We start from the raw sequence: 20,619 nt of genomic DNA, 5'->3' as shown, positions 1-20,619 counted from the left end.
GCAACTAAACGTTAAGCCTATGAAATACGATACTTCCGAGCTTTGTGACATCTACCAGGAGGATGTCAACGTCGTGGAACCTCTGTTCTCCAACTTTGGAGGACGGTCGTCGTTTGGTGGACAAATCATTACGGTGAAATGTTTCGAGGATAACGGGTTGCTCTACGATATGCTCGAACAGAACGGCCGTGGTCATGTCCTGTTGGTTGACGGTGGTGGTTCAGTTCGACGTGCATTAATTGACGCTGACCTGGCGCGTCTGGCAGTACAAAACGAGTGGGAAGGTCTGGTCGTCTACGGCGCAGTGCGCCAGGTTGACGATCTGGAGGAGCTGGATATTGGCATCCAGGCGCTGGCGGCTATTCCTGTGGGGGCCACGGGTGAAGGTATCGGCGAAAGCGACGTGCGCGTCAACTTCGGCGGCGTCACCTTCTTTTCCGGCGACCATCTTTACGCCGATAATACCGGGATCATCCTTTCCGAGGACGCACTGGATATCGAGTAATCATCGCCAATAAAAAAGGCCTTCTCATAGAGAAGGCCTTTTTGTTTCTGCCAGAGGCTTAGTACAGCTTCTTGGCGCAATCCAGCCAGTCGCTTTTAAACGGACGCTTCATGTTTTCGATAGCGTCGATAATGTCGTGGTGCACCAGCTTCTCGTTCTGAATGCCGACGCAGCGGCCGCCGAATCCCTGCTGCAGCAGTTCAATCGCATATGCGCCCATGCGGGACGCCAGAATACGGTCATAAGGAACCGGAGAACCGCCGCGCTGAATGTGACCCAGTACGGTGGCACGAGTTTCACGGCCGGTCTCTTTCTCAATGTAGTGAGCCAGCTCATCGACGTCGCACATATGCTCGGTGATCGCCACAATTGCGTGTTTTTTGCCTTTGGCGATACCCGCTTTGATTTCAGCAACCAGATCATCACGCGTGTACTCAACCTCAGGAACCATGATGAATTCACAGCCGCCCGAGATAGCTGCCGCCAGAGTCAGGTCGCCGCAGTAACGGCCCATAACTTCGACGACGGAAATACGCTGGTGAGAAGAAGATGTATCGCGCAGGCGGTCAATTGCCTCTACAACGGTGCTCAGTGCGGTAAAGAAGCCGATGGTGTAATCGGTACCTTTAATATCGTTGTCGATAGTGCCCGGCAGGCCGATGCAAGGGAAGCCCATTTCAGTCAGGCGCACAGCACCCATATAGGAGCCGTCACCACCGATAACAACCAGCGCATCCAGGCCGCGCTTTCTCATGTTTTCAATAGCGACCGCGCGAATATGTTCTTCGCGGAATTCTGGAAAGCGCGCTGACCCGAGGAAGGTGCCGCCGCGGTTGATCATATCGGAAACGCTGTAGCGGTCGAGCTGAACCATACGATCTTCATACAGGCCGAGGTAACCGTCATAGATTCCAAAAACTTCCAGACCTTCCGTTAATGCCGCGCGCACAACGCCACGAATTGCTGCGTTCATGCCCGGGGCATCACCGCCACTTGTCAACACACCGATTTTCTTAATCATGACTACCTCTGAACTTAGGAAGCAAAAAATAATCCTGTTGCCTGAAGCGCCCCTCACCAGGAGTGCCCAACGATAATTGCAATAGTATATCAAACGCTTCTGGCTGAATTGATTCAGGTCAGACCAAATGGCGGTAATTTATACAAAAGATGCCGATCCGCCCCACAGTATTACATCGAGTTTACAGACTTTAACCTAAAGATCATAAAACTCCGTGCTGCGCTAACGGCACCACAGAGCATGGATCCTGATGGATAATCACATCGGACCCCGGGAAACGAAGCAACAGCGCCTGCTCCACCTGGTCAGCAATAACGTGAGCCTGAACCAGCGGGAGGTTATCTTCCATTTCCAAATGAATCTGAATAAAGCGAGTCGGCCCTGACTGCCGCGTCCGTAGATCGTGTGCCCCTCTGACTCCCGGCCATGCGGTCACGATATTGATAATTTCCTGGCGTTCCTCATCTGGAAGCGCGCGGTCTAACAGCGACTGAACGGCGTCGTAGCCCATGCGCAACGCGCTATATAAAATATAGACGCCAATACCTAATGCAAACAGAGCATCGGCGCGATGCCAGCCGTACCAGGAAAGGGCTAGCGCGATCAGAATCGCGCCGTTCATCATAACATCAGACTGATAATGAAGCATATCCGCCCGAACCGCCTGACTTTGCGTTTTTCTCACCACCCAGCGCTGGAACGTTACCAGTACCAGGGTGCTTATCAGCGCAATAAGCGTCACCACCATCCCGACGCCTGCCGCATTCATCGGCTCAGGACGCACGAGGTGCTGAATGCCGGTTAAGAACAGGAATAGTGCCGATCCGGAAATAAACATGCTTTGTGCCAGCGCGGCCAGCGATTCCGCCTTACCGTGGCCAAAGGTATGTTCCTCATCGGCGGGTTGCAGCGAATAACGCACCACCAGCAGATTGGTTAACGAAGCCGCAATATCCACCAGCGAATCAACCAGCGCCGCCAGAATACTCACCGAACCGGTATACCACCATGCAAAAATCTTAATCAAAAGTAACGCAGAGGCCATCACCGTCGCTGCAATTGCCGCGCGGCTCACCAGTTGCCCATAGGATTGACTCATAAACGCTCCTTACTTCGCGATGCGCTTAGTATAACCCGATCTTTTACCGGGGCGGCGAGCAAGGAAAGAGGTGAAGAACAGGCAAAAAAAACCCCCTCATCATGAGGGGGGAAGACAGGGATGGTGTCTATGGCAAGGAAAACAGGGTTGTTACTGGGGTTGCAGGGTATTGCTACTACTCGAAAGCATCATCGCTGAGCCTTTATGCATCCGTGCAACCTCACGCAACTGATCCATTCGTTGCTGGTGCTTAGCGTTTAAAACCGCTTGCTGCTCTGGCGTTAACAGGTGGTACATCTGGTTGCGGACTTTTGCCATTTCAACCTGGCGCGCAACCTGTTCCTGCGCCATCTTATCTGCCTGAGCGCGTACAGCGTTTTCATCAAAATTTTCTGCGGTGACAAGGCGATGCATTGTCTCCATTTCGCTAACATTAACAGGTGGCCTGTCGTGGCGGGCCCGTTGCATAAGATCTCGTAACTGTTGCCGTTGGTGTTCAGTTAAACTTATGCCGTCAAACATATGGCTCTGGCTGGTGCGCTGTACCCGTTCGTCTCCGGGAAGCCAGTTAACGCTGGTGACGACTTCAGCGGCTTGGCTATATGCACTTAGCGCCAGCGTTGAGGCCATTACGGCAGCGATAACATTGCGCATCACATACTCCCAAAACGTTTGTGTCGCGATTCAACGAGAGAGAGTTTACGATGCAGGCTGCAAACATGCGTCAGGGGGTGTAAAACAACGTAAAGTCATGGATTAGCGGGCCTTGATGACGTAATTTCTGCCTCGGAGGTATTTAAACGATGAATAAAATACTGTTAGTAGATGATGACCGGGAGCTCACCTCCCTGTTAAAAGAGCTGCTCGATATGGAAGGTTTTAATGTGCTCGTTGCCCATGATGGAGAACAGGCGCTGGCCCTTCTGGACGACAGCATCGATTTGCTTTTGCTTGATGTGATGATGCCTAAGAAAAACGGTATCGATACGCTCAAAGAGTTGCGTCAGACACACCAGACCCCGGTTATCATGCTAACGGCCCGCGGCAGCGAGCTGGATCGCGTTCTCGGCCTCGAGCTGGGCGCGGATGATTATTTGCCTAAGCCGTTCAACGATCGTGAACTGGTGGCGCGTATACGCGCTATTCTGCGACGTTCACACTGGAGCGAGCAGCAGCAAACGACCGAGGCTGGTTCACCGACGCTGGAAGTAGATGCGCTAAGCCTTAATCCGGGCCGCCAGGAAGCCAGTTTCGATGGCCAGACGCTGGAACTTACCGGCACCGAGTTCACCCTGCTCTATCTCCTGGCGCAGCATCTTGGTCAGGTGGTATCGCGTGAGCATCTTAGCCAGGAAGTCTTAGGTAAACGCCTGACGCCATTCGATCGCGCAATCGATATGCACATCTCCAACCTGCGGCGTAAGCTGCCGGAGCGCAAAGATGGCCACCCGTGGTTTAAAACCCTGCGTGGACGCGGCTATCTGATGGTATCGGCTTCATGATTGGAAGTTTAACCGCACGCATCTTCGCTATTTTCTGGCTCACGCTGGCACTGGTGTTGATGCTGGTTCTGATGCTGCCCAAGCTGGACTCGCGCCAGATGACCGAGCTGCTGGAGAGCGAGCAACGTCAGGGCATCATGATTGAACAACACGTCGAGGCCGAGCTGGCGAACGATCCGCCGAACGACCTGATGTGGTGGCGTCGTCTGTTTCGCGCCATCGATAAGTGGGCTCCGCCGGGCCAGCGTTTGCTGCTGGTCACCAGCGAAGGTCGCGTTATCGGTGCCGAACGCAACGAAATGCAGATTATCCGCAACTTTATCGGCCAGGCGGATAACGCCGACCATCCGCAGAAAAAGCGCTATGGTCGTCTGGAAATGGTCGGCCCCTTTTCCGTCAGGGATGGGGAAGATAACTATCAACTCTATCTGATTCGCCCTGCCAGTACGTCACAATCGGACTTTATCAATCTGCTCTTCGACCGTCCGTTATTGCTGCTGATCGTCACGATGTTGGTCAGCGCCCCGCTGCTGCTCTGGCTGGCGTGGAGCCTGGCAAAACCGGCGCGTAAACTGAAAAATGCCGCTGATGAAGTCGCCCAGGGCAACCTGCGCCAGCATCCTGAACTGGAATCCGGTCCTCAGGAGTTTTTAGCCGCCGGGACCAGTTTTAACCAGATGGTGACCGCGCTGGAACGCATGATGTCCAGCCAGCATCGTCTGTTGTCCGATATCTCTCACGAGCTGCGCACGCCGCTTACCCGCCTGCAGTTAGGCACCGCGTTGCTGCGCCGCCGCAGCGGGGAAAGCAAAGAGCTGGAGCGAATTGAGATGGAAGCGCACCGGCTGGATAGCATGATTAACGATCTGCTGGTGATGTCGCGCAATCAGGCAAAAACCGCGCTGGTCAGCGAAACGGTGAAAGCCAACCAGCTGTGGGGCGAGGTACTGGATAACGCCGCCTTTGAAGCCGAGCAGGTGGGTAAATCGTTCACCGTGGAGTATCCGCCAGGACCCTGGCCGCTATACGGCAACCCCAATGCGCTGGAAAGCGCGCTGGAGAATATTGTGCGTAACGCACTGCGCTACTCGCATACAAAAATTGCCGTTAGCTTCTCGGTGGATAAAGACGGAATCACGGTTAACGTTGACGATGACGGTCCAGGCGTGAGTCCGGAGGATCGCGAGCAGATTTTCCGTCCGTTCTACCGTACCGATGAAGCGCGCGACCGCGAGTCTGGTGGTACCGGCCTGGGGCTGGCGATTGTCGAAGCAGCGGTTCAACAGCATGGCGGTTGGGTTAAAGCCGACGACAGCCCGCTGGGCGGTTTACGCTTAACCATCTGGCTACCGCTGTACAAGCGTACCTGATCCCCCCGGCCCGCGCTTTGCCGGGCCGGGCTACGGGTTCACAGCCGCCTGCAGTCGGGCAGCCCGGATAAGTCGCTACGCGACGCCATCCGGGGAATCTCCCGGCTCGCGCTGTGCTCAGCCGGGCTACGGGTCTACCGCCGCCTGCAATCGGGTAGCCCGGATAAGTCGCTACGCGACGCCATCCGGGAAATCTCCCGACTCGCGCTGCGCTCAGCCGGGCTACGGGGCTACCGCCACTTGCAATCGGGTAGCCTGGATAAGGCGCTACGCGACGCCATCCGGGGAATCATTTGCCCCACAATCTCCGCGAATTATCTTCGATTTTCCCGCTAAGGCGCCGTTTCTGCATGGTACGGCTCCAGCTCACCGACAGCCCCGCGGCCGACAGCAGGCGGTGATACTGCTCATCATCAAACGGCATCAGCCACGCAATCGCCCCGGCCTCGTGGACGCTTACATCGCTCAGGCGGGAGAGCAGCTCCAGCGGCGCATCGCCGGACACCTGTCCGCCCGCCACCACCCGATACAGCCAGCCGGTTTTACCGCTATTCTGCATAAGCTGCGCCATATCGCTGACGGCAAAGTGATAGTTGAGCTTGAAGCACGGCGAACGGGGTTGCGTCACCTGAATCAGCGCCTCTCCCCAGCGGTAGATATCGCCGATATAGACGTTTTTTTCCGTCAGCCCTTCGGTTGAGAGATTCTCGCCAAACGCCGGGGCGCAGAAAAGATCCGCCTGTTGAGGAAGTTCAAGAGCCCAATGGGCGTAGTGTTCACGGGGATAGTGACACAAGGCGCGATCCGGGCCGCCGTGAATTTTCTTCTCGGCCTGCTCATCACCCTCCAGCCCCAATTCGCCGAGGGTTAACTCACCATCAACCTGAATTTTACCGATAGCGCTTGGACGACTGCCGTCGTAATCCCTTACCTTGCCCACAAAGACGTTCACCGGATAGTGCATCGTTGCTCCTTTGCCAGGATATAAAAAAAGCGAGTCATCAGACTCGCTTCTCGCTCAGCACAATGCAACCTTATTTTTTGGCGGCAAAACGCGCTGCAGCTTCGTCCCAGTTCACCACGTCCCAGAACGCTTTAATGTAGTCCGGGCGACGGTTCTGGAATTTCAGGTAGTAGGCGTGTTCCCACACGTCCAGGCCCAGGATCGGGAAGCCGGAAGCGCCGGAGATAGCTTCGCCCATCAGCGGGGAGTCCTGGTTAGCGGTAGAAACGACAGCCAGCTTGTCGCCTTTCAGCACCAGCCACGCCCAGCCGGAGCCGAAACGGGTGGCAGCCGCTTTTTCAAATTCCGCTTTGAAGTTGTCAACGGAACCGAAATCGCGCTCGATAGCCGCTTTCAGGTCGCCCTGCAGAGTGGTACCGGTTTTCAGGCCTTTCCAGAACAGGCTGTGGTTAGCGTGACCGCCCGCGTTGTTACGCAGTACGGTTTTTTTGTCTGCCGGCAGCTGATCCAGTTTAGCGATCAGTTCTTCTGCGGACAGGTTTGCGAATTCGGGCAGGCTTTCCAGCGCAGCGTTAGCGTTATTAACGTAGGTCTGGTGGTGTTTAGTGTGATGGATTTCCATCGTCTGCTTGTCAAAATGCGGTTCCAGGGCGTCATAAGCGTACGGCAGGGCAGGCAGTGTATAACTCATAATCATCTCCATTATTGTCGAGCGGCGGAAAGTGTTAATGCCGCGTAAGCAGTTGGTTCATTATAGTTAATTAAATGATATTGAAAACGCTTATCAATGCCGTATTTTTAATAAGGTTATAACATGGGGTTATAGATGTGATTTTGTGATACAGAACAACTAATTAAGTTTTTGGTTGCCAGGATTGAGCTTCTGGTGGCAACAGCTTAAAGGCGGAAAAACTGACCGATTTTTACACTCATCGGGTCGGAAGAAGATTTATCCGATAAAAAATAGATGAGGATAAAATCAATGAATCACGCGATTACGATGGGTATTTTTTGGCATTTGATAGGTGCGGCCAGTGCAGCCTGTTTCTATGCCCCGTTCAAGAAAGTTAAACATTGGTCCTGGGAAACGATGTGGTCTATTGGCGGGATCGTCTCCTGGCTGATTCTCCCCTGGGCCATCAGCGCCATGCTGCTGCCCGACTTCTGGTCCTATTACGGCTCTTTTGACGCCTCCACGCTTCTGCCCGTCTTCCTGTTCGGCGCCATGTGGGGTATCGGTAATATTAACTATGGCCTGACGATGCGCTATCTCGGTATGTCGATGGGGATCGGCATCGCCATTGGTATTACGCTGATTGTCGGTACCCTGATGACGCCCATTCTCAACGGTCAGTTTGATGTATTGATTAACACTAAAGGCGGCCGGATGACGCTGCTCGGCGTGCTGGTTGCGGTGATTGGCGTCGGTATTGTCACCCGCGCAGGCCAGCTGAAAGAGCGCAAAATGGGCATCAAAGCTGAAGACTTCAACCTGAAAAAAGGGCTGCTTCTGGCGGTGATGTGCGGCATCTTCTCAGCCGGTATGTCGTTCGCCATGAACGCGGCCAAGCCGATGCATGAAGCCGCCGCCGCGCTCGGCGTCGACCCGCTTTACACCGCGCTGCCAAGCTATGTGGTGATCATGGGCGGCGGCGCGCTGGTTAACCTCGGCTTCTGCTTTATCCGTCTGGCAAAAGTGAAAGATCTGTCGATAAAAGCCGACTTCTCGCTGGCAAAACCGCTCATCATCAGCAATATCCTGCTCTCCGCCCTCGGCGGCCTGATGTGGTATCTCCAGTTCTTCTTCTACGCCTGGGGACACGCCAGTATTCCAGCGCAGTACGACTACATGAGCTGGATGCTGCATATGAGCTTCTATGTGCTGTGCGGCGGCCTGGTGGGGCTGATCCTCAAAGAGTGGAACAACGCCGGTCGTCGTCCGGTTGGCGTGCTGAGCCTTGGCTGCGTGGTGATTATCATAGCCGCCAATATTGTCGGCCTGGGAATGGCGAATTAGCGCGATCAGGCGGCGGTGCGACTGCGCTGCCGCCACTGCCCCGGCGTCATACCTATCTCGCGGTTAAACACCACCGAAAAGTAGTTGCTGTCTTCAAACCCGCACTGCATCGCCACCTCGCCAATCAGCCGTTCGGTATGCTGCAGCAGATACTGCGCGTGGCAGATGCGCAGCTGGCGCAGGTAGTGGTTGATGGTCATGCCCGTCTGCTGACGAAACTGCTGGCGCAGCGCGCGTTCGCTGCACCCTTCGCGCTCGCAAAAACGGTCGAGAAAGAAGGGGCGATTGAGGCTACCCGCCAGCTCGGTGAGCAGCTTATCAAGCAGCGCTTCGCTTTGGGTTGCCGCCAGATTATCGGTGGCGTAACGATAGCGCTGAAGAATAAGCACCAGCTGAGCAAACAGCAGTTCGGCCATGCTATTGGCCTGCGCATCGCTGCGGCTACTCTCGTGCTCCAGCTGGGTAATCACCTGTCTGACCTGCGCCATTCCGCTGCTGCCAATGCGCCAGTGTGGAGCCCACGGCGTACCGAACAGGCCAGGAATATGCGCCGACCAGTCAAAGTTGAGCCGCAGCCGGTCCGGGCAATAAATGACATTTTGCAGGACGAGATCGTTCACCGAAGCGTAGGAGTGTTTATCTTCCGCGCGGATATAAAACAGGTCGCCGCGGGTAATACGCCACGGACGATCGTTAAGGACATGCAGGCCGTTGCCCCGCCACACCAGCACCAGCTCACAAAACTCATGGGTATGCTCGGCGAAGACGTTTTGCGGATAGCGATCCGCCACCGCCACCGCTTGGGTGGGGGAGGCAAAAAATTCATCTTTGCGAAGAATCAGCTGACCTGCCACGACGACAACTCCGGACGCGAATAAGCATATTATTATTCTCGTTTATGCCAACGAATACGTTGACTGCTCTCGCGTTACTGAAGAATGGCGTCGCGCCCCTGGCGAATATCGCGCGGAGACCAGTCGAATTCGCGGCGAAAAAGCGTCGAAAAGTGGTTACTGTCGCCGAATCCACAGCGATAAGCGATATCCGTCACGCTGTCATCGCTATGACGCAGCAGATGACGCGCCTTCATCAACCGCACCCGGTTCAGATAACGCTGCGGCGTCAGCCCGGTTTGCTGCTTTAACTGACGATGCAGGGTACGCAGAGAGAGTGAAAAACGCGCCGCCACCTCTTCCCAGCAGATATCTTCTGCAAAATGGTCTTCCAGCCAGGCCATCAAATGATTCAGGCGCGCGTCGTTGTTGGCTGCGCCTTCGGCCAGGCTGCTTTTACGCAGGTGCACCAGCAGCTGCATAAATAAAATCTCGCGGCTGGCGATGGCGTGCATATCCGCATCCGCGCCAACCTTCTCCATCTGCTCAACAATCTGGCGTACCTGCTGCAGCGCGTTCTGATTAACCCGCCAGTGCGAGAGGTAGTTCCCCTCCTGCTCCTGCGGCAATAACTCATGCAGCCCGGACAAAAAGCGAAATGCGTCCGGCGCGCGATAGAGCACATTGGTCAGGCATAAATTATCGGTGTGCTCGTAGAGATGGCGATCGTGATCGCGAATAAAGCAGACCGAGCCGCCGCTGATGGTATAGGGCTGACCATTGAAAACGTGAATTCCCGTACCGTGTTCGACAATAACAATCTCATGAAAATCATGATGATGCTCGGGAAAAGCGGATTGCGGGAGCCGCGGCTCAATGGCGACAGCTGAAACGCCGGACTTAAAGAAATCCACACTGTGCAACATAGTCATAGCAGCTCCTCGAAATGAGAAATGTTATCAATCAGTGGGGCAAATAGTAATTAAGGGTTGGCGATCCGGCCTTCAATTTTTGACCGCAAAATTCGTAAAGCCTGCCGCTTTTTCAAGAAATGACGGGAAAGATCGGGAACTGCGGACAACATCACATCCCTCACGCCACCGCGGAGAAAACGAAACTGTGACCTCTCTCACGGTCACCTTTGCTTTCTTGCCAGCGGCCAATTTTCCCTGTCAGTAACAAGAAGGTGAGCCTGACGCGACTTTTTTAGACTGCATGCAATGATTTTCATAAGGATCCAGCCATGAGTTTTCGTCATTGTGTCGCCGTCGATTTAGGCGCCTCCAGCGGGCGGGTCATGCTCGCCAGCTATGCATCCGACCAGCAGACGCTGGCGCTACGCGAAATTCACCGTTTTACCAATAGCCTGCAGAAGGTGGATGGCTTCGACTGCTGGGATCTCGATAGCCTGGAAGGAGAAATTCGCCGCGGTCTGGAGAAGGTCTGCGAGCAGGGCATTCTGATCGACAGCATCGGCATTGATACCTGGGGCGTGGATTATGTGCTGCTGGATAAACAGGGCCAGCGCGTCGGCCTGCCGGTTTCCTATCGCGATTCCCGCACTCAGGGCCTGATGCGCCATGCCGAAGAACAACTGGGCCGGGCGGAAATCTATCGCCGCAGCGGCATTCAGTTTCTGCCGTTTAACACTCTTTACCAGCTGCGCGCGCTGGTTGAACAGCAGCCGGAACTGGTTAGCCAGGCCGCACACGCGCTGCTGATCCCGGACTACTTTAGCTTCCGCCTGACCGGCAACATGAACTGGGAATACACCAACGCCACCACCACGCAGCTGGTCAATATCAACAGCGATAGCTGGGATCAAGAGCTGCTGAGCTGGAGCGGCGCGCCGCGCGAGTGGTTTGGTGCCCCGACGCATCCCGGCAACGTTATTGGCCACTGGATTTGCCCGCAGGGTAATCATATCCCGGTGGTCGCCGTCGCCAGTCACGATACCGCCAGCGCGGTTATCGCCTCGCCGCTGGCCAGCAAAAACGCCGCGTATCTCTCTTCCGGCACCTGGTCGCTGATGGGTTTTGAAAGCAAAACCCCCTGCACCAGCGATGCGGCGCTAAGGGCCAATATCACCAACGAAGGCGGTGCCGAAGGTCGCTATCGGGTGCTGAAAAATATTATGGGCTTGTGGCTGCTGCAGCGGGTGCTGAAAGAGCAAAACATTAGCGACTTGCCAGCGCTGATCGCGCGCACCGCCGCGCTTCCAGCCTGCCGCTTCGTCATCGACTGCAACGATGACCGCTTTATCAATCCGGACAACATGAGTGCGGAAATTCAGGCCGCCTGCCGCGAATCCGGGCAACCGGTTCCTGCCAACGATGCCGAGCTGGCGCGCTGCATTTTCGACAGCCTGGCGCTGCTTTATGCCCGGGTGCTTAACGAACTGGCGGCGCTGCGCGGTCAGCCGTTCAGCCAGCTGCATATCGTCGGCGGCGGCTGCCAGAACGAGCTGCTTAACCAGCTCTGCGCCGACGCCTGCGGCATTACCGTAGTTGCCGGCCCCGTTGAGGCCTCGACGCTCGGCAATATCGGCATCCAGCTGATGACCCTGGACGAGCTGAACAACGTCGATGAATTCCGTCAGGTGGTACAACAAAACTACGCTCTCACCACCTTTACCCCTAATCCTGAAAATGAAATTGCCCGCTTCGTTGCGCAGTTTCAGCCACAACAGAACAAGGAGCTTTGCGCATGACCACTCAACTTGAACAAGCCTGGGAAATTGCCAAACAGCGCTACGCCAGCGTCGGCGTGGACGTCGAAGAGGCCTTGCGCCAGCTGGACCGCCTGCCCGTTTCCATGCACTGCTGGCAGGGCGATGATGTCGTCGGTTTCGAAAATCCGGAAGGAAGCCTGACCGGCGGTATTCAAGCCACCGGCAACTATCCGGGTAAAGCGCGTAACGCCAGCGAGCTGCGCGCCGACCTTGAGCAGGCGCTGAGCCTGATCCCCGGGCCAAAACGTCTGAACCTGCACGCGCTCTATCTGGAGTCCGACGCGCCGGTGCCGCGTAATGAAATCAAGCCGGAGCACTTTAAAAACTGGGTTGAGTGGGCGAAAGCCAACAAGCTGGGGCTGGATTTTAACCCCTCCTGCTTCTCGCATCCGCTGAGCGCCGACGGTTTTACGCTGTCGCACGCTAACGATGAAATCCGTCAGTTCTGGATCGATCACTGCAAGGCCAGCCGCCGTATTTCCGCTTACTTCGGCGAACAGCTGGGCACGCCGTCGGTGATGAATATCTGGATCCCGGACGGCATGAAAGATATTACCGTTGACCGCTTCGCGCCGCGCCAGCGCCTGCTGAACGCGCTCGATGAAGTGATCAGCGAGAAGCTGGATCCGGCGCATCATATTGACGCCGTAGAGAGCAAACTGTTTGGGATCGGCGCGGAAAGCTACACCGTCGGCTCCAATGAGTTCTATATGGGCTACGCCACCAGCCGCCAGACCGCCCTGTGCCTGGATGCCGGCCACTTCCATCCGACGGAGGTCATCTCCGACAAAATCTCCGCCGCCATGCTCTATATCCCGCGCCTGCTGCTGCACGTCAGCCGTCCGGTACGCTGGGACAGCGACCACGTGGTGCTGCTGGATGACGAAACCCAGGCTATCGCCAGCGAAATCATCCGCCACGACCTGTTCGACCGCGTGCATATCGGTCTCGATTTCTTCGACGCTTCGATTAACCGCATCGCGGCGTGGGTGATTGGTACCCGCAATATGAAGAAAGCGCTGCTGCGCGCCCTGCTGGAACCAACCGGGCAGCTGCGTCAGCTGGAACTCGACGGCGACTACACCGCCCGTCTGGCGCTGCTGGAAGAGCAGAAGTGCCTGCCGTGGCAGGCCATCTGGGAGATGTACTGCCAGCGTCACGATACGCCGGCGGGCAGCCAGTGGCTGGATAACGTACGCGCTTACGAGAAGGCGGTTCTGAGCCAGCGCGGGTAATACCTGGAGTTCCCCGGGTCGCGGCCGGGCTACGAACCGGTAGCCCGGATAAGCCGTTTACGGCGCAATCCGGGGACTCGCACATATTCAGGGCGAGGGGCCAACCCCGCGCCGAATCAACAGGAAAGACAAGACTATGCAGACCATTATCGACGCCTGGTTCGTCCAGGGCATGATTAAAGCCACTTCCGACGCCTGGCTGAAAGGCTGGGACGAGCGCAACGGCGGTAACCTGACGCTGCGCCTGGACGAAGCGGATATTGAACCCTACGCGGCGGATTTCCACGCTAAACCGCGCTATATCGCCCTGAGCCAGCCGATGCCAACGCTGGCCAACCAGCCGTTTATCGTCACCGGTTCCGGTAAATTCTTTCGTAACGTCCAGCTCGACCCGGCGGCGAACCTCGGCGTGGTGAAAGTCGACAGCGACGGTGCGGGATACCACATTTTGTGGGGCCTGACCAACGACGCAGTGCCCACTTCCGAGCTGCCGGCGCATTTCCTGTCGCACAGCGAGCGCATCAAGCTGACCAACGGCAAAGACCGGGTGATCATGCACTGCCACGCCACTAACCTGATTGCCCTGACCTACGTGCTGGAGAACAACAGCGATCTGTTCACCCGTAAGCTGTGGGAAGGCAGCACCGAATGCCTGGTAGTCTTCCCGGATGGCGTCGGCATTCTGCCGTGGATGGTGCCGGGCACCGACGAAATCGGCCAGGCCACCGCTGAGGCGATGCAGAAACACTCGCTGGTGCTGTGGCCGTTCCACGGCGTTTTCGGCAGCGGCCCCAATCTGGATGAAACCTTCGGCCTGATCGATACCGCCGAGAAATCCGCCGAAGTGCTGGTGAAAGTCTATTCAATGGGCGGGATGAAACAAACCATCACCCGCGAAGAGCTGGTAGCCCTTGGCAAACGCTTCAACGTTCAACCGATGCAGTCCGCGTTAGACCTTTATCAATAACAACATCGCGCCCCGCTCACCGAGACGGGGCGAAACATCACCTGCAAACCCTACAAAACTAACTCATGTGGAGTAAAAGCAATGAAAACAAAGACAAGCTTGATCCTCACCGTTGCCATCCTGGCGTTGTCCGGTTCCGCTTTAGCCGAAGTTAAAATCGCCCTCGTGGCGAAATCATTGGGAAATGGATTCTTCGAAGCAGCGAACGTTGGCGCACAGGAGGCGGCCAAAGAGTTAGGCGATGTCAAAGTGATCTATACCGGCCCCACCACCACCGCCGAAGCGCAGATCGAAGTGCTCAATGGCTTGATCGCCCAGGGGGTAGACGCGATCGCCATTTCCGCTAACGATCCCGACGCCGTGGTACCGGTGCTGAAGAAAGCGATGCAGCGCGGTATTAAGGTGGTCTCCTGGGACTCCGGCGTCGCGCCGGCGGGCCGCCAGATCCATCTGAATCCATCCAATAACGCCTTGATTGGCGAAACCAACGTTAAGCTCGCCGTCGATGCGCTGAAAGCGCTGAACGTGGAAAAAGGCGATGTGGCGATTTTAAGCGCCACCCCCACCTCCACGAATCAGAACATCTGGATTGAGGAGATGAAAAAGGTGCTGCGGCAGTACCCGTCCGTCAATCTGGTCACCGTCGCCTACGGTGACGATCTGTCGGATAAAAGCTACCGCGAAGCGGTGGGCCTGCTGAAATCATATCCGGACCTGAAAGTCATTGTTTCGCCGTCATCGGTGGGCATTGTTGCCGCTGCGCAGGCGGTGAAGGATCAGGGCAAAATCGGCAAGGTGTACGTGACCGGGCTGGGGCTGCCGTCGGAAATGGCCGGAGCGATTAAGTCCGGCGCCAGCAAAAGCTTCGCCATCTGGAACCCGATTGACCTCGGCTACGCCGCCACGTATCTGGCCGACGATTTAGTCAAAGGTACGGCGACCAAAACCGAAGCCAATATGGGCAAGCTGGGCAAAGTGAAGCTCGACGCCGACGGTAACGGCGCGATGGCCGAGCCGTTCGTCTACGATGCCAGCAACATCGATAAGTTCTCGAAAATTTTCTAATCCCTGTTCCCTCACCCCGGCCCTCTCCCAAAGGGAGAGGGAGAAAGTCAGGCCCTCTGCGTAATGCTATCAGGGAGCGCCGAACAGTCCCCTCGCCCCTTTGGGGAGAGGGTTAGGGTGAGGGGCGATTTTACGGAGAACTATCATGTCAGCATCCATCCCATTGCTGTCGCTGAAGGGCATCACCAAGGTTTTTCCCGGTGTGCGCGCCCTTGAAAACGTGCAGCTCGATCTCTGGCCCGGCAAAGTGACCGCCTTAATCGGTGAAAACGGCGCGGGCAAATCCACGCTGGTCAAAGTGATGACCGGCATTTATCAGCCGGAAGAGGGCGAGATTCTCTATAAAGCTATCCCTATCCAACTGCCGACCCCGGAGTCAGCGCATAAGGTCGGGATCACCGCCATTCACCAGGAAACCGTGCTGTTCGACGAACTCTCGGTCAGCGAAAATATCTTCGTCGGCCAGTATCTGCATCGCGGACTGTTGAAGAGGCTCGACTGGCCCGCGATGCACCGTAAAGCCAGTGAAATCCTCAACCGCCTTGAGGTGCAGATTGACCCGCGCGCGACGCTGAAAACCCTCAGCATCGCCCAGCGCCATATGGTGGCCATTGCCCGGGCGCTCTCCTTTGAAGCCCAGGTGGTGATCCTCGATGAGCCGACGGCGGCGCTCTCGCAGCATGAAATTCTGGAGTTTTATCAAATCGTTGAGCGCTTGAAGCAGGACGGCAAAGCGATTCTTTTTATCTCGCATAAGTTCGATGAGATTTTCGAGCTGGCGGACTACTACACCATCCTGCGCGACGGCGTGTACGTCAGCTCCGGCGCGATTAACGACATCACCGAAGAGCGGATGGTGGCAATGATGGTGTGTCGCGCAATTACCCAAACCTATCCGAAAGTCGACTGTACGCCAGGGGAAACGGTGCTGGAGGTGAAAGACCTCTGCCACCCCACCGAGTTTGCCCATATCAATTTCAGCCTGCGCAAGGGAGAAATCCTGGGCTTTTATGGCCTGGTCGGCGCCGGGCGCACCGAGCTGATTCAGGCGCTCTGCGGAGCTTCGCATCCCTCTTCCGGCGACATCGTGCTGAAGGGCGAGACGATGCGCTTTCGTCAGCCAGCCGACGCCATCAGAGCCGGTATCGTCTGCGTGCCGGAAGAGCGGCAGAAGCAGGGAGCGATTATCGCCCTGCCGATCGCCCAGAACATCAGCCTGCCGCAGCTCAGTAAACTCAACCCCAGTGGAATACTTAACGACGCCCGCGAATGGCGGCTGGCGGATGAGTACGCTTCGCGCTTACAGGTCAAAGCCTTTAGCTGGCGGCAGGCGGTGGAGACCCTTTCCGGCGGCAATCAGCAAAAAGTGGTGATCGGCAAATGGCTGGCGACCCATCCCGAGGTGATTATTCTCGACGAGCCGACCAAAGGCATCGATATCGGTTCCAAAGCGGCGGTGCACCAGTTTATGTCCGAGCTGGTCAGCCAGGGGTTGGCGGTCATTATGGTCTCTTCGGAGTTGCCGGAAGTGATGGGTATGGCCGACCGGATTATCGTCATGCACGAGGGGCTGATGGTGGCCGAGTATCGCGCCGGTGAAGCGACGGCGGAAACCATCGTCAGCGCCGCCAGCGGCGTGAATCAGGAGGCAGCGTAATGGGCAAACAGCTGCTTAAACACCGCGAAGCGCTGCTGGCGGCGGTCATCATTTTGATGATCGGCGCTATCGGCAGCCGGGCGCCGTCGTTCATCTCGCCGGGCAATCTGGTGGAGATGTTTAACGACACCGCCATTCTGATCATCCTCGCCCTCGGGCAGATGATGGTGCTGCTCACCAAAGGCATCGATCTGTCGATGGCCGCCAATCTGGCGCTGACCGGAATGATCGTCGCCCTGCTCAACGCTCACTATCCGGGTATCCCGGTGGTGGCGCTGCTGGCGCTGGCGACTCTGCTTGGTTTGTTAATGGGGATGATTAACGGCCTGCTGGTCTGGCGGCTCGGCATCCCGGCCATCGTAGTGACGCTGGGCACCATGAGCATTTACCGGGGGATTATTTTCCTGCTCTCCGACGGCGGCTGGGTGAACTCGCACCAGATGAGCGCCGACTTTCTCGGCCTGCCGCGCGCCTCGCTGCTGGGGCTGCCGCTGCTGAGCTGGTGCGCCATCGCCGCACTTTTGCTGGTGGGCTATTTCCTGCTCTACAGCCGCACCGGCCGGGCCCTGTACACAGCAGGAGGCAACGCGACGGCAGCCTACTACACCGGCATTAACGCCGGGAAAATGCAGTTCGTCAGCTTCTGCCTCTCCGGCGCGCTGGCCGGATTCTGCGGCTATCTGTGGATCTCGCGCTTCGCCGTCGCCTATGTCGATGTCGCCAACGGTTTTGAACTGCAGGTGGTCGCCGCCTGCGTTATCGGCGGCATCAGCACCATGGGCGGGACTGGTCGCGTACTCGGCTGCCTGTGCGGGGCGCTGTTCCTCGGCGTTATCAATAACGCCCTGCCGGTGATCGGCATTTCACCGTTCTGGCAAATGGCGATTTCCGGCGCGGTTATCGTCATTGCGGTGCTGCTTAACGAGCGCGGCAATAAAGGTCACGGGCGGTTAATCCTGCGCAACGCGGCGTTAGCCCGGCAGAAACAGGCGGTGAAATCATGAGCAAAATGATGATATCTGAAGAGATGAAAAGCGCCCCGGCCGCGCCGTCGCCGCTGCGCCGTCTGCTGTGCTGGGAAGGGTTTCTGCTGGCGGTGACTCTGGCGATATTCGTGGTTAATGCCCTGGCATCCCCCTGGTTCCTTAACATCTGGAACCTGTCGGACGCCACGTTTAACTTTACCGAAAAAGCGATCATCGTGCTGCCGATGGCGATGCTGATTATCGCCAGAGAGATAGACCTCTCGGTGGCCTCAACGATGGCGCTAAGCTCAACGGCGATGGGCTTCTGCGCGGCGGCGGGTATAGATACGCCGCTGCTGGTAGTCGTCGGGCTGGGCGTGGGGCTGCTGTGCGGCCTGTTCAACGGTATCCTGGTGACGCGCTTTAACCTGTCGTCGATCGTCATCACCATCGGCACCATGAGCCTGTATCGCGGGATAACCTACATTCTGCTGGGCGACAAGGCGCTCAATCACTACCCGGACAGCTTCGCCTGGTTTGGTCAGGGCTACGTGTGGGGGGCGCTCTCTTTTGAGTTTGCGCTGTTTATCCTTCTCGCCGCCGCCTTTACCTTCCTGCTGCATAAAACCAACTTTGGCCGCCGGACCTACGCCATCGGCAATAACCCGACCGGGGCATGGTTCTCCGGGATCAACGTTAAGCGCCACAATCTGGTGCTGTTTGCGCTGGTCGGACTGATGGCCGGGCTGGCGGCAGTCCTCCTGACCTCAAGGCTCGGCAGTACCCGCCCGACGCTGGCGATGGGCTGGGAGCTGGCGGTCGTCACCATGGCGGTGCTCGGCGGCGTCAATATTCTCGGCGGTTCCGGCAGCATGGTGGGGGTGATTATCGCCGCTTTCCTGATGGGGCTGGTGACGTTTGGCCTGAGCCTGCTCAACGTACCGGGGATCGTGATGTCGATCATCATCGGCACGATGCTGATTGTGGTGATCTCGCTGCCGATTATTACCCGCCGGATGATGCAGCGAAGACGAATTTAATTTCCCCCTTCCCCTCAATCCCGGAGGCGGTGCTACGCACCTGTCCGGGCTACCGGCCCGCAGACGACAGTGAACCTGTAGCCGGGCAAGGCGGCGCCAGCCGCGACCCGGGGCGGGTGAAGGGAAACGGATTACCCAAATCAACATTAAGGAGAATTATCATGAGTTTTATGTTGGCACTACCCAAAATCAGCTTCCACGGCGCGGGCGCAATCGGCGACATGGTCAAGCTGGTGGCGGGCAAACGCTGGGGCAAAGCGCTGATCGTCACCGATGGCCAGCTGGTGAAGCTGGGACTGCTGGACAGCCTGTTCGCCGCGCTGGATGAACAGCAGATGTCTTACCATCTGTTTGACGAGGTATTCCCCAACCCTACCGAGGCGCTGGTGCAAAAAGGCTACGCGGCGTATCGGGAGGCCGGGTGCGATTACCTTATCGCCTTTGGCGGCGGCAGCCCGATCGATACCGCTAAAGCGGTAAAAATCCTCACCGCTAACCCCGGACCATCAACCGCCTACTCCGGCGTCGGTAAAGTGAAAAACGCCGGCGTGCCGCTGGTGGCGATCAACACCACTGCCGGAACGGCGGCGGAGATGACCAGCAACGCGGTGATTATCGACACCGATCGCCAGGTGAAAGAGGTGATTATCGACCCGAATATCATCCCCGATATCGCCGTTGATGACGCCAGCGTGATGCTGGATATTCCGCCGTCAATTACCGCTGCCACCGGCATGGATGCCCTGACTCACGCCATTGAAGCCTTTGTTTCCGTTGGCGCGCACCCGCTGACCGATGCCAACGCCCTGGAAGCGATTCGCCTGATCAACCTGTGGCTGCCGCAAGCCGTGGACGACGGACACAATCTTGAAGCCCGCGAACAGATGGCGTTTGGCCAGTATCTGGCGGGTATGGCGTTTAACAGCGCCGGTCTCGGCCTGGTGCACGCGCTGGCCCACCAGCCGGGCGCCACCCATAACCTGCCGCACGGCGTGTGTAACGCCATCCTGCTACCGATCATCGAAAATTTTAATCGCCCGAACGCCGTGGCGCGTTTTGCCCGCGTGGCGCAGGCGATGGGCGTCGATACCCGCGGCATGGGTGATGAAGCCGCCAGCATGGAGGCAATCAACGCCATCCGCGCTCTGAGCAAACGCGTGGGTATCCCGCAGGGCTTTAGCCAGCTTGGCGTCAGCAAAGAGGATATCGAAGGCTGGCTGGACAAAGCGCTGGCCGACCCATGTGCGCCGTGCAACCCGCGCACCGCCAGCCGCGATGAAGTCCGCGAACTCTATCTGGAGGCACTATGATCCGCAAAGCTTTCGTGATGCAGGTAAACCCTGAGGCGCATGAAGAGTATCAGCGCCGCCATAACCCCATCTGGCCGGAGCTGGAAGCGGTGCTGAAGGCCCACGGCGCGCACCATTACGCGATTTATCTCGATAAACAACGTAACCTGCTGTTCGCCACGGTGGAGATTGAATCCGAAGCGCGCTGGAACGCCGTCGCCAGTACCGAGGTATGCCAGCGCTGGTGGCGGCACATGCGCGATGTGATGCCAGCAAACCCGGATAACAGCCCGCTGAGCGCAGAGCTTAAAGAGGTGTTTTATCTGGAGTAAATCTCATTGTGCCGGATAGTTCTAATG

At 57.0% G+C, this 20,619-nt stretch carries 20 protein-coding genes; 13 read left to right on the top strand and 7 right to left on the bottom strand.

Going from position 1 to position 20,619, the window contains the following annotated elements:
• The first annotated feature begins 19 nt into the window (after positions 1-19).
• A complete protein-coding gene (gene rraA / locus GJ746_RS00570; RefSeq protein WP_154678483.1) occupies positions 20-505 on the top strand; it encodes a ribonuclease E activity regulator RraA in 486 nt (161 codons plus the stop codon).
• A 58-nt stretch (positions 506-563) separates the two neighbouring features.
• Here the strand turns inward: rraA and pfkA are convergent, their stop codons facing one another.
• The 3 genes from pfkA to cpxP all read right to left on the bottom strand — a co-directional run bounded on the left by pfkA (position 564) and on the right by cpxP (position 3,279).
• Complete coding sequence (gene pfkA, locus GJ746_RS00565) at positions 564-1,526, bottom strand: 6-phosphofructokinase (RefSeq protein WP_154678482.1); 963 nt, start codon at positions 1,524-1,526, stop codon at positions 564-566.
• Between the two features lie 202 nt (positions 1,527-1,728).
• Complete coding sequence (gene fieF, locus GJ746_RS00560) at positions 1,729-2,625, bottom strand: CDF family cation-efflux transporter FieF (protein ID WP_154678481.1); 897 nt, start codon at positions 2,623-2,625, stop codon at positions 1,729-1,731.
• A 150-nt stretch (positions 2,626-2,775) separates the two neighbouring features.
• Complete coding sequence (gene cpxP / locus GJ746_RS00555; protein ID WP_154678480.1) at positions 2,776-3,279, bottom strand: cell-envelope stress modulator CpxP; 504 nt, start codon at positions 3,277-3,279, stop codon at positions 2,776-2,778.
• 149 nt (positions 3,280-3,428) lie between these two features.
• Here cpxP and cpxR point away from each other — a divergent pair, with 149 nt between their 5' ends.
• Both cpxR and cpxA read left to right on the top strand, forming a co-directional pair.
• Positions 3,429-4,127 (top strand): envelope stress response regulator transcription factor CpxR, encoded by a 699-nt coding sequence (gene cpxR, locus GJ746_RS00550; RefSeq protein WP_139537287.1) that lies wholly within the window; start codon positions 3,429-3,431, stop codon positions 4,125-4,127.
• Positions 4,124-5,497 (top strand): envelope stress sensor histidine kinase CpxA, encoded by a 1,374-nt coding sequence (gene cpxA / locus GJ746_RS00545; RefSeq protein WP_154678479.1) that lies wholly within the window; start codon positions 4,124-4,126, stop codon positions 5,495-5,497. The genes cpxR and cpxA overlap by 4 nt, the downstream gene beginning before the upstream one ends.
• A gap of 289 nt (positions 5,498-5,786) precedes the next feature.
• Here the strand turns inward: cpxA and yiiM are convergent, their stop codons facing one another.
• Together yiiM and sodA are read right to left on the bottom strand one after the other, a co-directional pair.
• Positions 5,787-6,461 carry a 6-hydroxyaminopurine reductase gene (gene yiiM, locus GJ746_RS00540; protein WP_154678478.1) on the bottom strand — a complete coding sequence of 225 codons (675 nt, stop codon included), beginning with the start codon at positions 6,459-6,461 and terminating at the stop codon, positions 5,787-5,789.
• A 70-nt stretch (positions 6,462-6,531) separates the two neighbouring features.
• Positions 6,532-7,152 carry a superoxide dismutase [Mn] gene (gene sodA / locus GJ746_RS00535; RefSeq protein WP_154678477.1) on the bottom strand — a complete coding sequence of 207 codons (621 nt, stop codon included), beginning with the start codon at positions 7,150-7,152 and terminating at the stop codon, positions 6,532-6,534.
• A 291-nt stretch (positions 7,153-7,443) separates the two neighbouring features.
• On the opposite strand from sodA, the gene rhaT reads away from it, so the two are divergent.
• Positions 7,444-8,478 (top strand): L-rhamnose/proton symporter RhaT, encoded by a 1,035-nt coding sequence (gene rhaT / locus GJ746_RS00530; protein WP_154678476.1) that lies wholly within the window; start codon positions 7,444-7,446, stop codon positions 8,476-8,478.
• Positions 8,479-8,483: 5 nt separating this feature from the next.
• Here the strand turns inward: rhaT and rhaR are convergent, their stop codons facing one another.
• Both rhaR and rhaS (GJ746_RS00520) read right to left on the bottom strand, forming a co-directional pair.
• On the bottom strand, positions 8,484-9,332 hold the full coding sequence (gene rhaR, locus GJ746_RS00525) for an HTH-type transcriptional activator RhaR (protein WP_154678475.1): 849 nt from the start codon (positions 9,330-9,332) through the stop codon (positions 8,484-8,486).
• Between the two features lie 74 nt (positions 9,333-9,406).
• Positions 9,407-10,243 carry an HTH-type transcriptional activator RhaS gene (gene rhaS / locus GJ746_RS00520; protein WP_154678474.1) on the bottom strand — a complete coding sequence of 279 codons (837 nt, stop codon included), beginning with the start codon at positions 10,241-10,243 and terminating at the stop codon, positions 9,407-9,409.
• 311 nt (positions 10,244-10,554) lie between these two features.
• On the opposite strand from rhaS (GJ746_RS00520), the gene rhaB reads away from it, so the two are divergent.
• From rhaB to rhaM, 9 genes are all read left to right on the top strand, one after another.
• Complete coding sequence (gene rhaB / locus GJ746_RS00510; RefSeq protein WP_154678472.1) at positions 10,555-12,021, top strand: rhamnulokinase; 1,467 nt, start codon at positions 10,555-10,557, stop codon at positions 12,019-12,021.
• Complete coding sequence (gene rhaA, locus GJ746_RS00505) at positions 12,018-13,277, top strand: L-rhamnose isomerase (protein ID WP_154678471.1); 1,260 nt, start codon at positions 12,018-12,020, stop codon at positions 13,275-13,277. Before rhaB ends, rhaA begins: the two co-directional genes overlap by 4 nt.
• A gap of 136 nt (positions 13,278-13,413) precedes the next feature.
• Positions 13,414-14,244: a rhamnulose-1-phosphate aldolase gene (rhaD, locus tag GJ746_RS00500; RefSeq protein ID WP_154678470.1), complete on the top strand. Its 831-nt coding sequence runs from the start codon at positions 13,414-13,416 to the stop codon at positions 14,242-14,244.
• A gap of 81 nt (positions 14,245-14,325) precedes the next feature.
• On the top strand, positions 14,326-15,309 hold the full coding sequence (gene rhaS, locus GJ746_RS00495; RefSeq protein WP_154678469.1) for a rhamnose ABC transporter substrate-binding protein: 984 nt from the start codon (positions 14,326-14,328) through the stop codon (positions 15,307-15,309).
• Positions 15,310-15,454: 145 nt separating this feature from the next.
• Positions 15,455-16,966, top strand: a complete 1,512-nt coding sequence (locus GJ746_RS00490) for a sugar ABC transporter ATP-binding protein (protein WP_154678468.1) — start codon at positions 15,455-15,457, stop codon at positions 16,964-16,966.
• Complete coding sequence (locus tag GJ746_RS00485) at positions 16,966-17,970, top strand: ABC transporter permease (protein ID WP_154678467.1); 1,005 nt, start codon at positions 16,966-16,968, stop codon at positions 17,968-17,970. The genes GJ746_RS00490 and GJ746_RS00485 overlap by 1 nt, the downstream gene beginning before the upstream one ends.
• The gene (locus GJ746_RS00480) at positions 17,967-18,971 is read left to right on the top strand and encodes an ABC transporter permease (RefSeq protein WP_154678466.1); all 1,005 of its coding nucleotides are present in this window, start codon (positions 17,967-17,969) and stop codon (positions 18,969-18,971) included. The genes GJ746_RS00485 and GJ746_RS00480 overlap by 4 nt, the downstream gene beginning before the upstream one ends.
• Positions 18,972-19,132: 161 nt before the next feature.
• Positions 19,133-20,281 (top strand): lactaldehyde reductase, encoded by a 1,149-nt coding sequence (gene fucO, locus GJ746_RS00475; RefSeq protein WP_154678465.1) that lies wholly within the window; start codon positions 19,133-19,135, stop codon positions 20,279-20,281.
• Complete coding sequence (rhaM, locus tag GJ746_RS00470; RefSeq protein WP_154678464.1) at positions 20,278-20,592, top strand: L-rhamnose mutarotase; 315 nt, start codon at positions 20,278-20,280, stop codon at positions 20,590-20,592. Before fucO ends, rhaM begins: the two co-directional genes overlap by 4 nt.
• Positions 20,593-20,619 lie beyond the last annotated feature (27 nt).

Source organism: Klebsiella oxytoca (genome assembly GCF_009707385.1).
In the GTDB taxonomy this organism is placed as follows: Bacteria; Pseudomonadota; Gammaproteobacteria; order Enterobacterales; family Enterobacteriaceae; genus Klebsiella; species Klebsiella oxytoca_C.
This window is presented reverse-complemented; position numbering and strand designations above follow the sequence as displayed.

Excerpts from the sequence above, each read along its gene's own strand:
- rhaT (WP_154678476.1), top strand. The coding sequence starts at position 7,444 with ATGAATCACGCGATTACGATGGGTATTTTTTGGCATTTGATAGGTGCG.
- cpxA (WP_154678479.1), top strand. The coding sequence starts at position 4,124 with ATGATTGGAAGTTTAACCGCACGCATCTTCGCTATTTTCTGGCTCACG.
- rhaD (WP_154678470.1), top strand. The coding sequence starts at position 13,414 with ATGCAGACCATTATCGACGCCTGGTTCGTCCAGGGCATGATTAAAGCC.
- rraA (WP_154678483.1), top strand. The coding sequence starts at position 20 with ATGAAATACGATACTTCCGAGCTTTGTGACATCTACCAGGAGGATGTC.
- rhaB (WP_154678472.1), top strand. The coding sequence starts at position 10,555 with ATGAGTTTTCGTCATTGTGTCGCCGTCGATTTAGGCGCCTCCAGCGGG.
- GJ746_RS00480 (WP_154678466.1), top strand. The coding sequence starts at position 17,967 with ATGAGCAAAATGATGATATCTGAAGAGATGAAAAGCGCCCCGGCCGCG.
- pfkA (WP_154678482.1), bottom strand. The coding sequence starts at position 1,526 with ATGATTAAGAAAATCGGTGTGTTGACAAGTGGCGGTGATGCCCCGGGC.
- rhaM (WP_154678464.1), top strand. The coding sequence starts at position 20,278 with ATGATCCGCAAAGCTTTCGTGATGCAGGTAAACCCTGAGGCGCATGAA.
- yiiM (WP_154678478.1), bottom strand. The coding sequence starts at position 6,461 with ATGCACTATCCGGTGAACGTCTTTGTGGGCAAGGTAAGGGATTACGAC.
- GJ746_RS00490 (WP_154678468.1), top strand. The coding sequence starts at position 15,455 with ATGTCAGCATCCATCCCATTGCTGTCGCTGAAGGGCATCACCAAGGTT.
- fieF (WP_154678481.1), bottom strand. The coding sequence starts at position 2,625 with ATGAGTCAATCCTATGGGCAACTGGTGAGCCGCGCGGCAATTGCAGCG.
- GJ746_RS00485 (WP_154678467.1), top strand. The coding sequence starts at position 16,966 with ATGGGCAAACAGCTGCTTAAACACCGCGAAGCGCTGCTGGCGGCGGTC.
- cpxR (WP_139537287.1), top strand. The coding sequence starts at position 3,429 with ATGAATAAAATACTGTTAGTAGATGATGACCGGGAGCTCACCTCCCTG.
- rhaS (WP_154678474.1), bottom strand. The coding sequence starts at position 10,243 with ATGACTATGTTGCACAGTGTGGATTTCTTTAAGTCCGGCGTTTCAGCT.
- rhaS (WP_154678469.1), top strand. The coding sequence starts at position 14,326 with ATGAAAACAAAGACAAGCTTGATCCTCACCGTTGCCATCCTGGCGTTG.
- rhaA (WP_154678471.1), top strand. The coding sequence starts at position 12,018 with ATGACCACTCAACTTGAACAAGCCTGGGAAATTGCCAAACAGCGCTAC.
- sodA (WP_154678477.1), bottom strand. The coding sequence starts at position 7,152 with ATGAGTTATACACTGCCTGCCCTGCCGTACGCTTATGACGCCCTGGAA.
- cpxP (WP_154678480.1), bottom strand. The coding sequence starts at position 3,279 with ATGCGCAATGTTATCGCTGCCGTAATGGCCTCAACGCTGGCGCTAAGT.
- fucO (WP_154678465.1), top strand. The coding sequence starts at position 19,133 with ATGAGTTTTATGTTGGCACTACCCAAAATCAGCTTCCACGGCGCGGGC.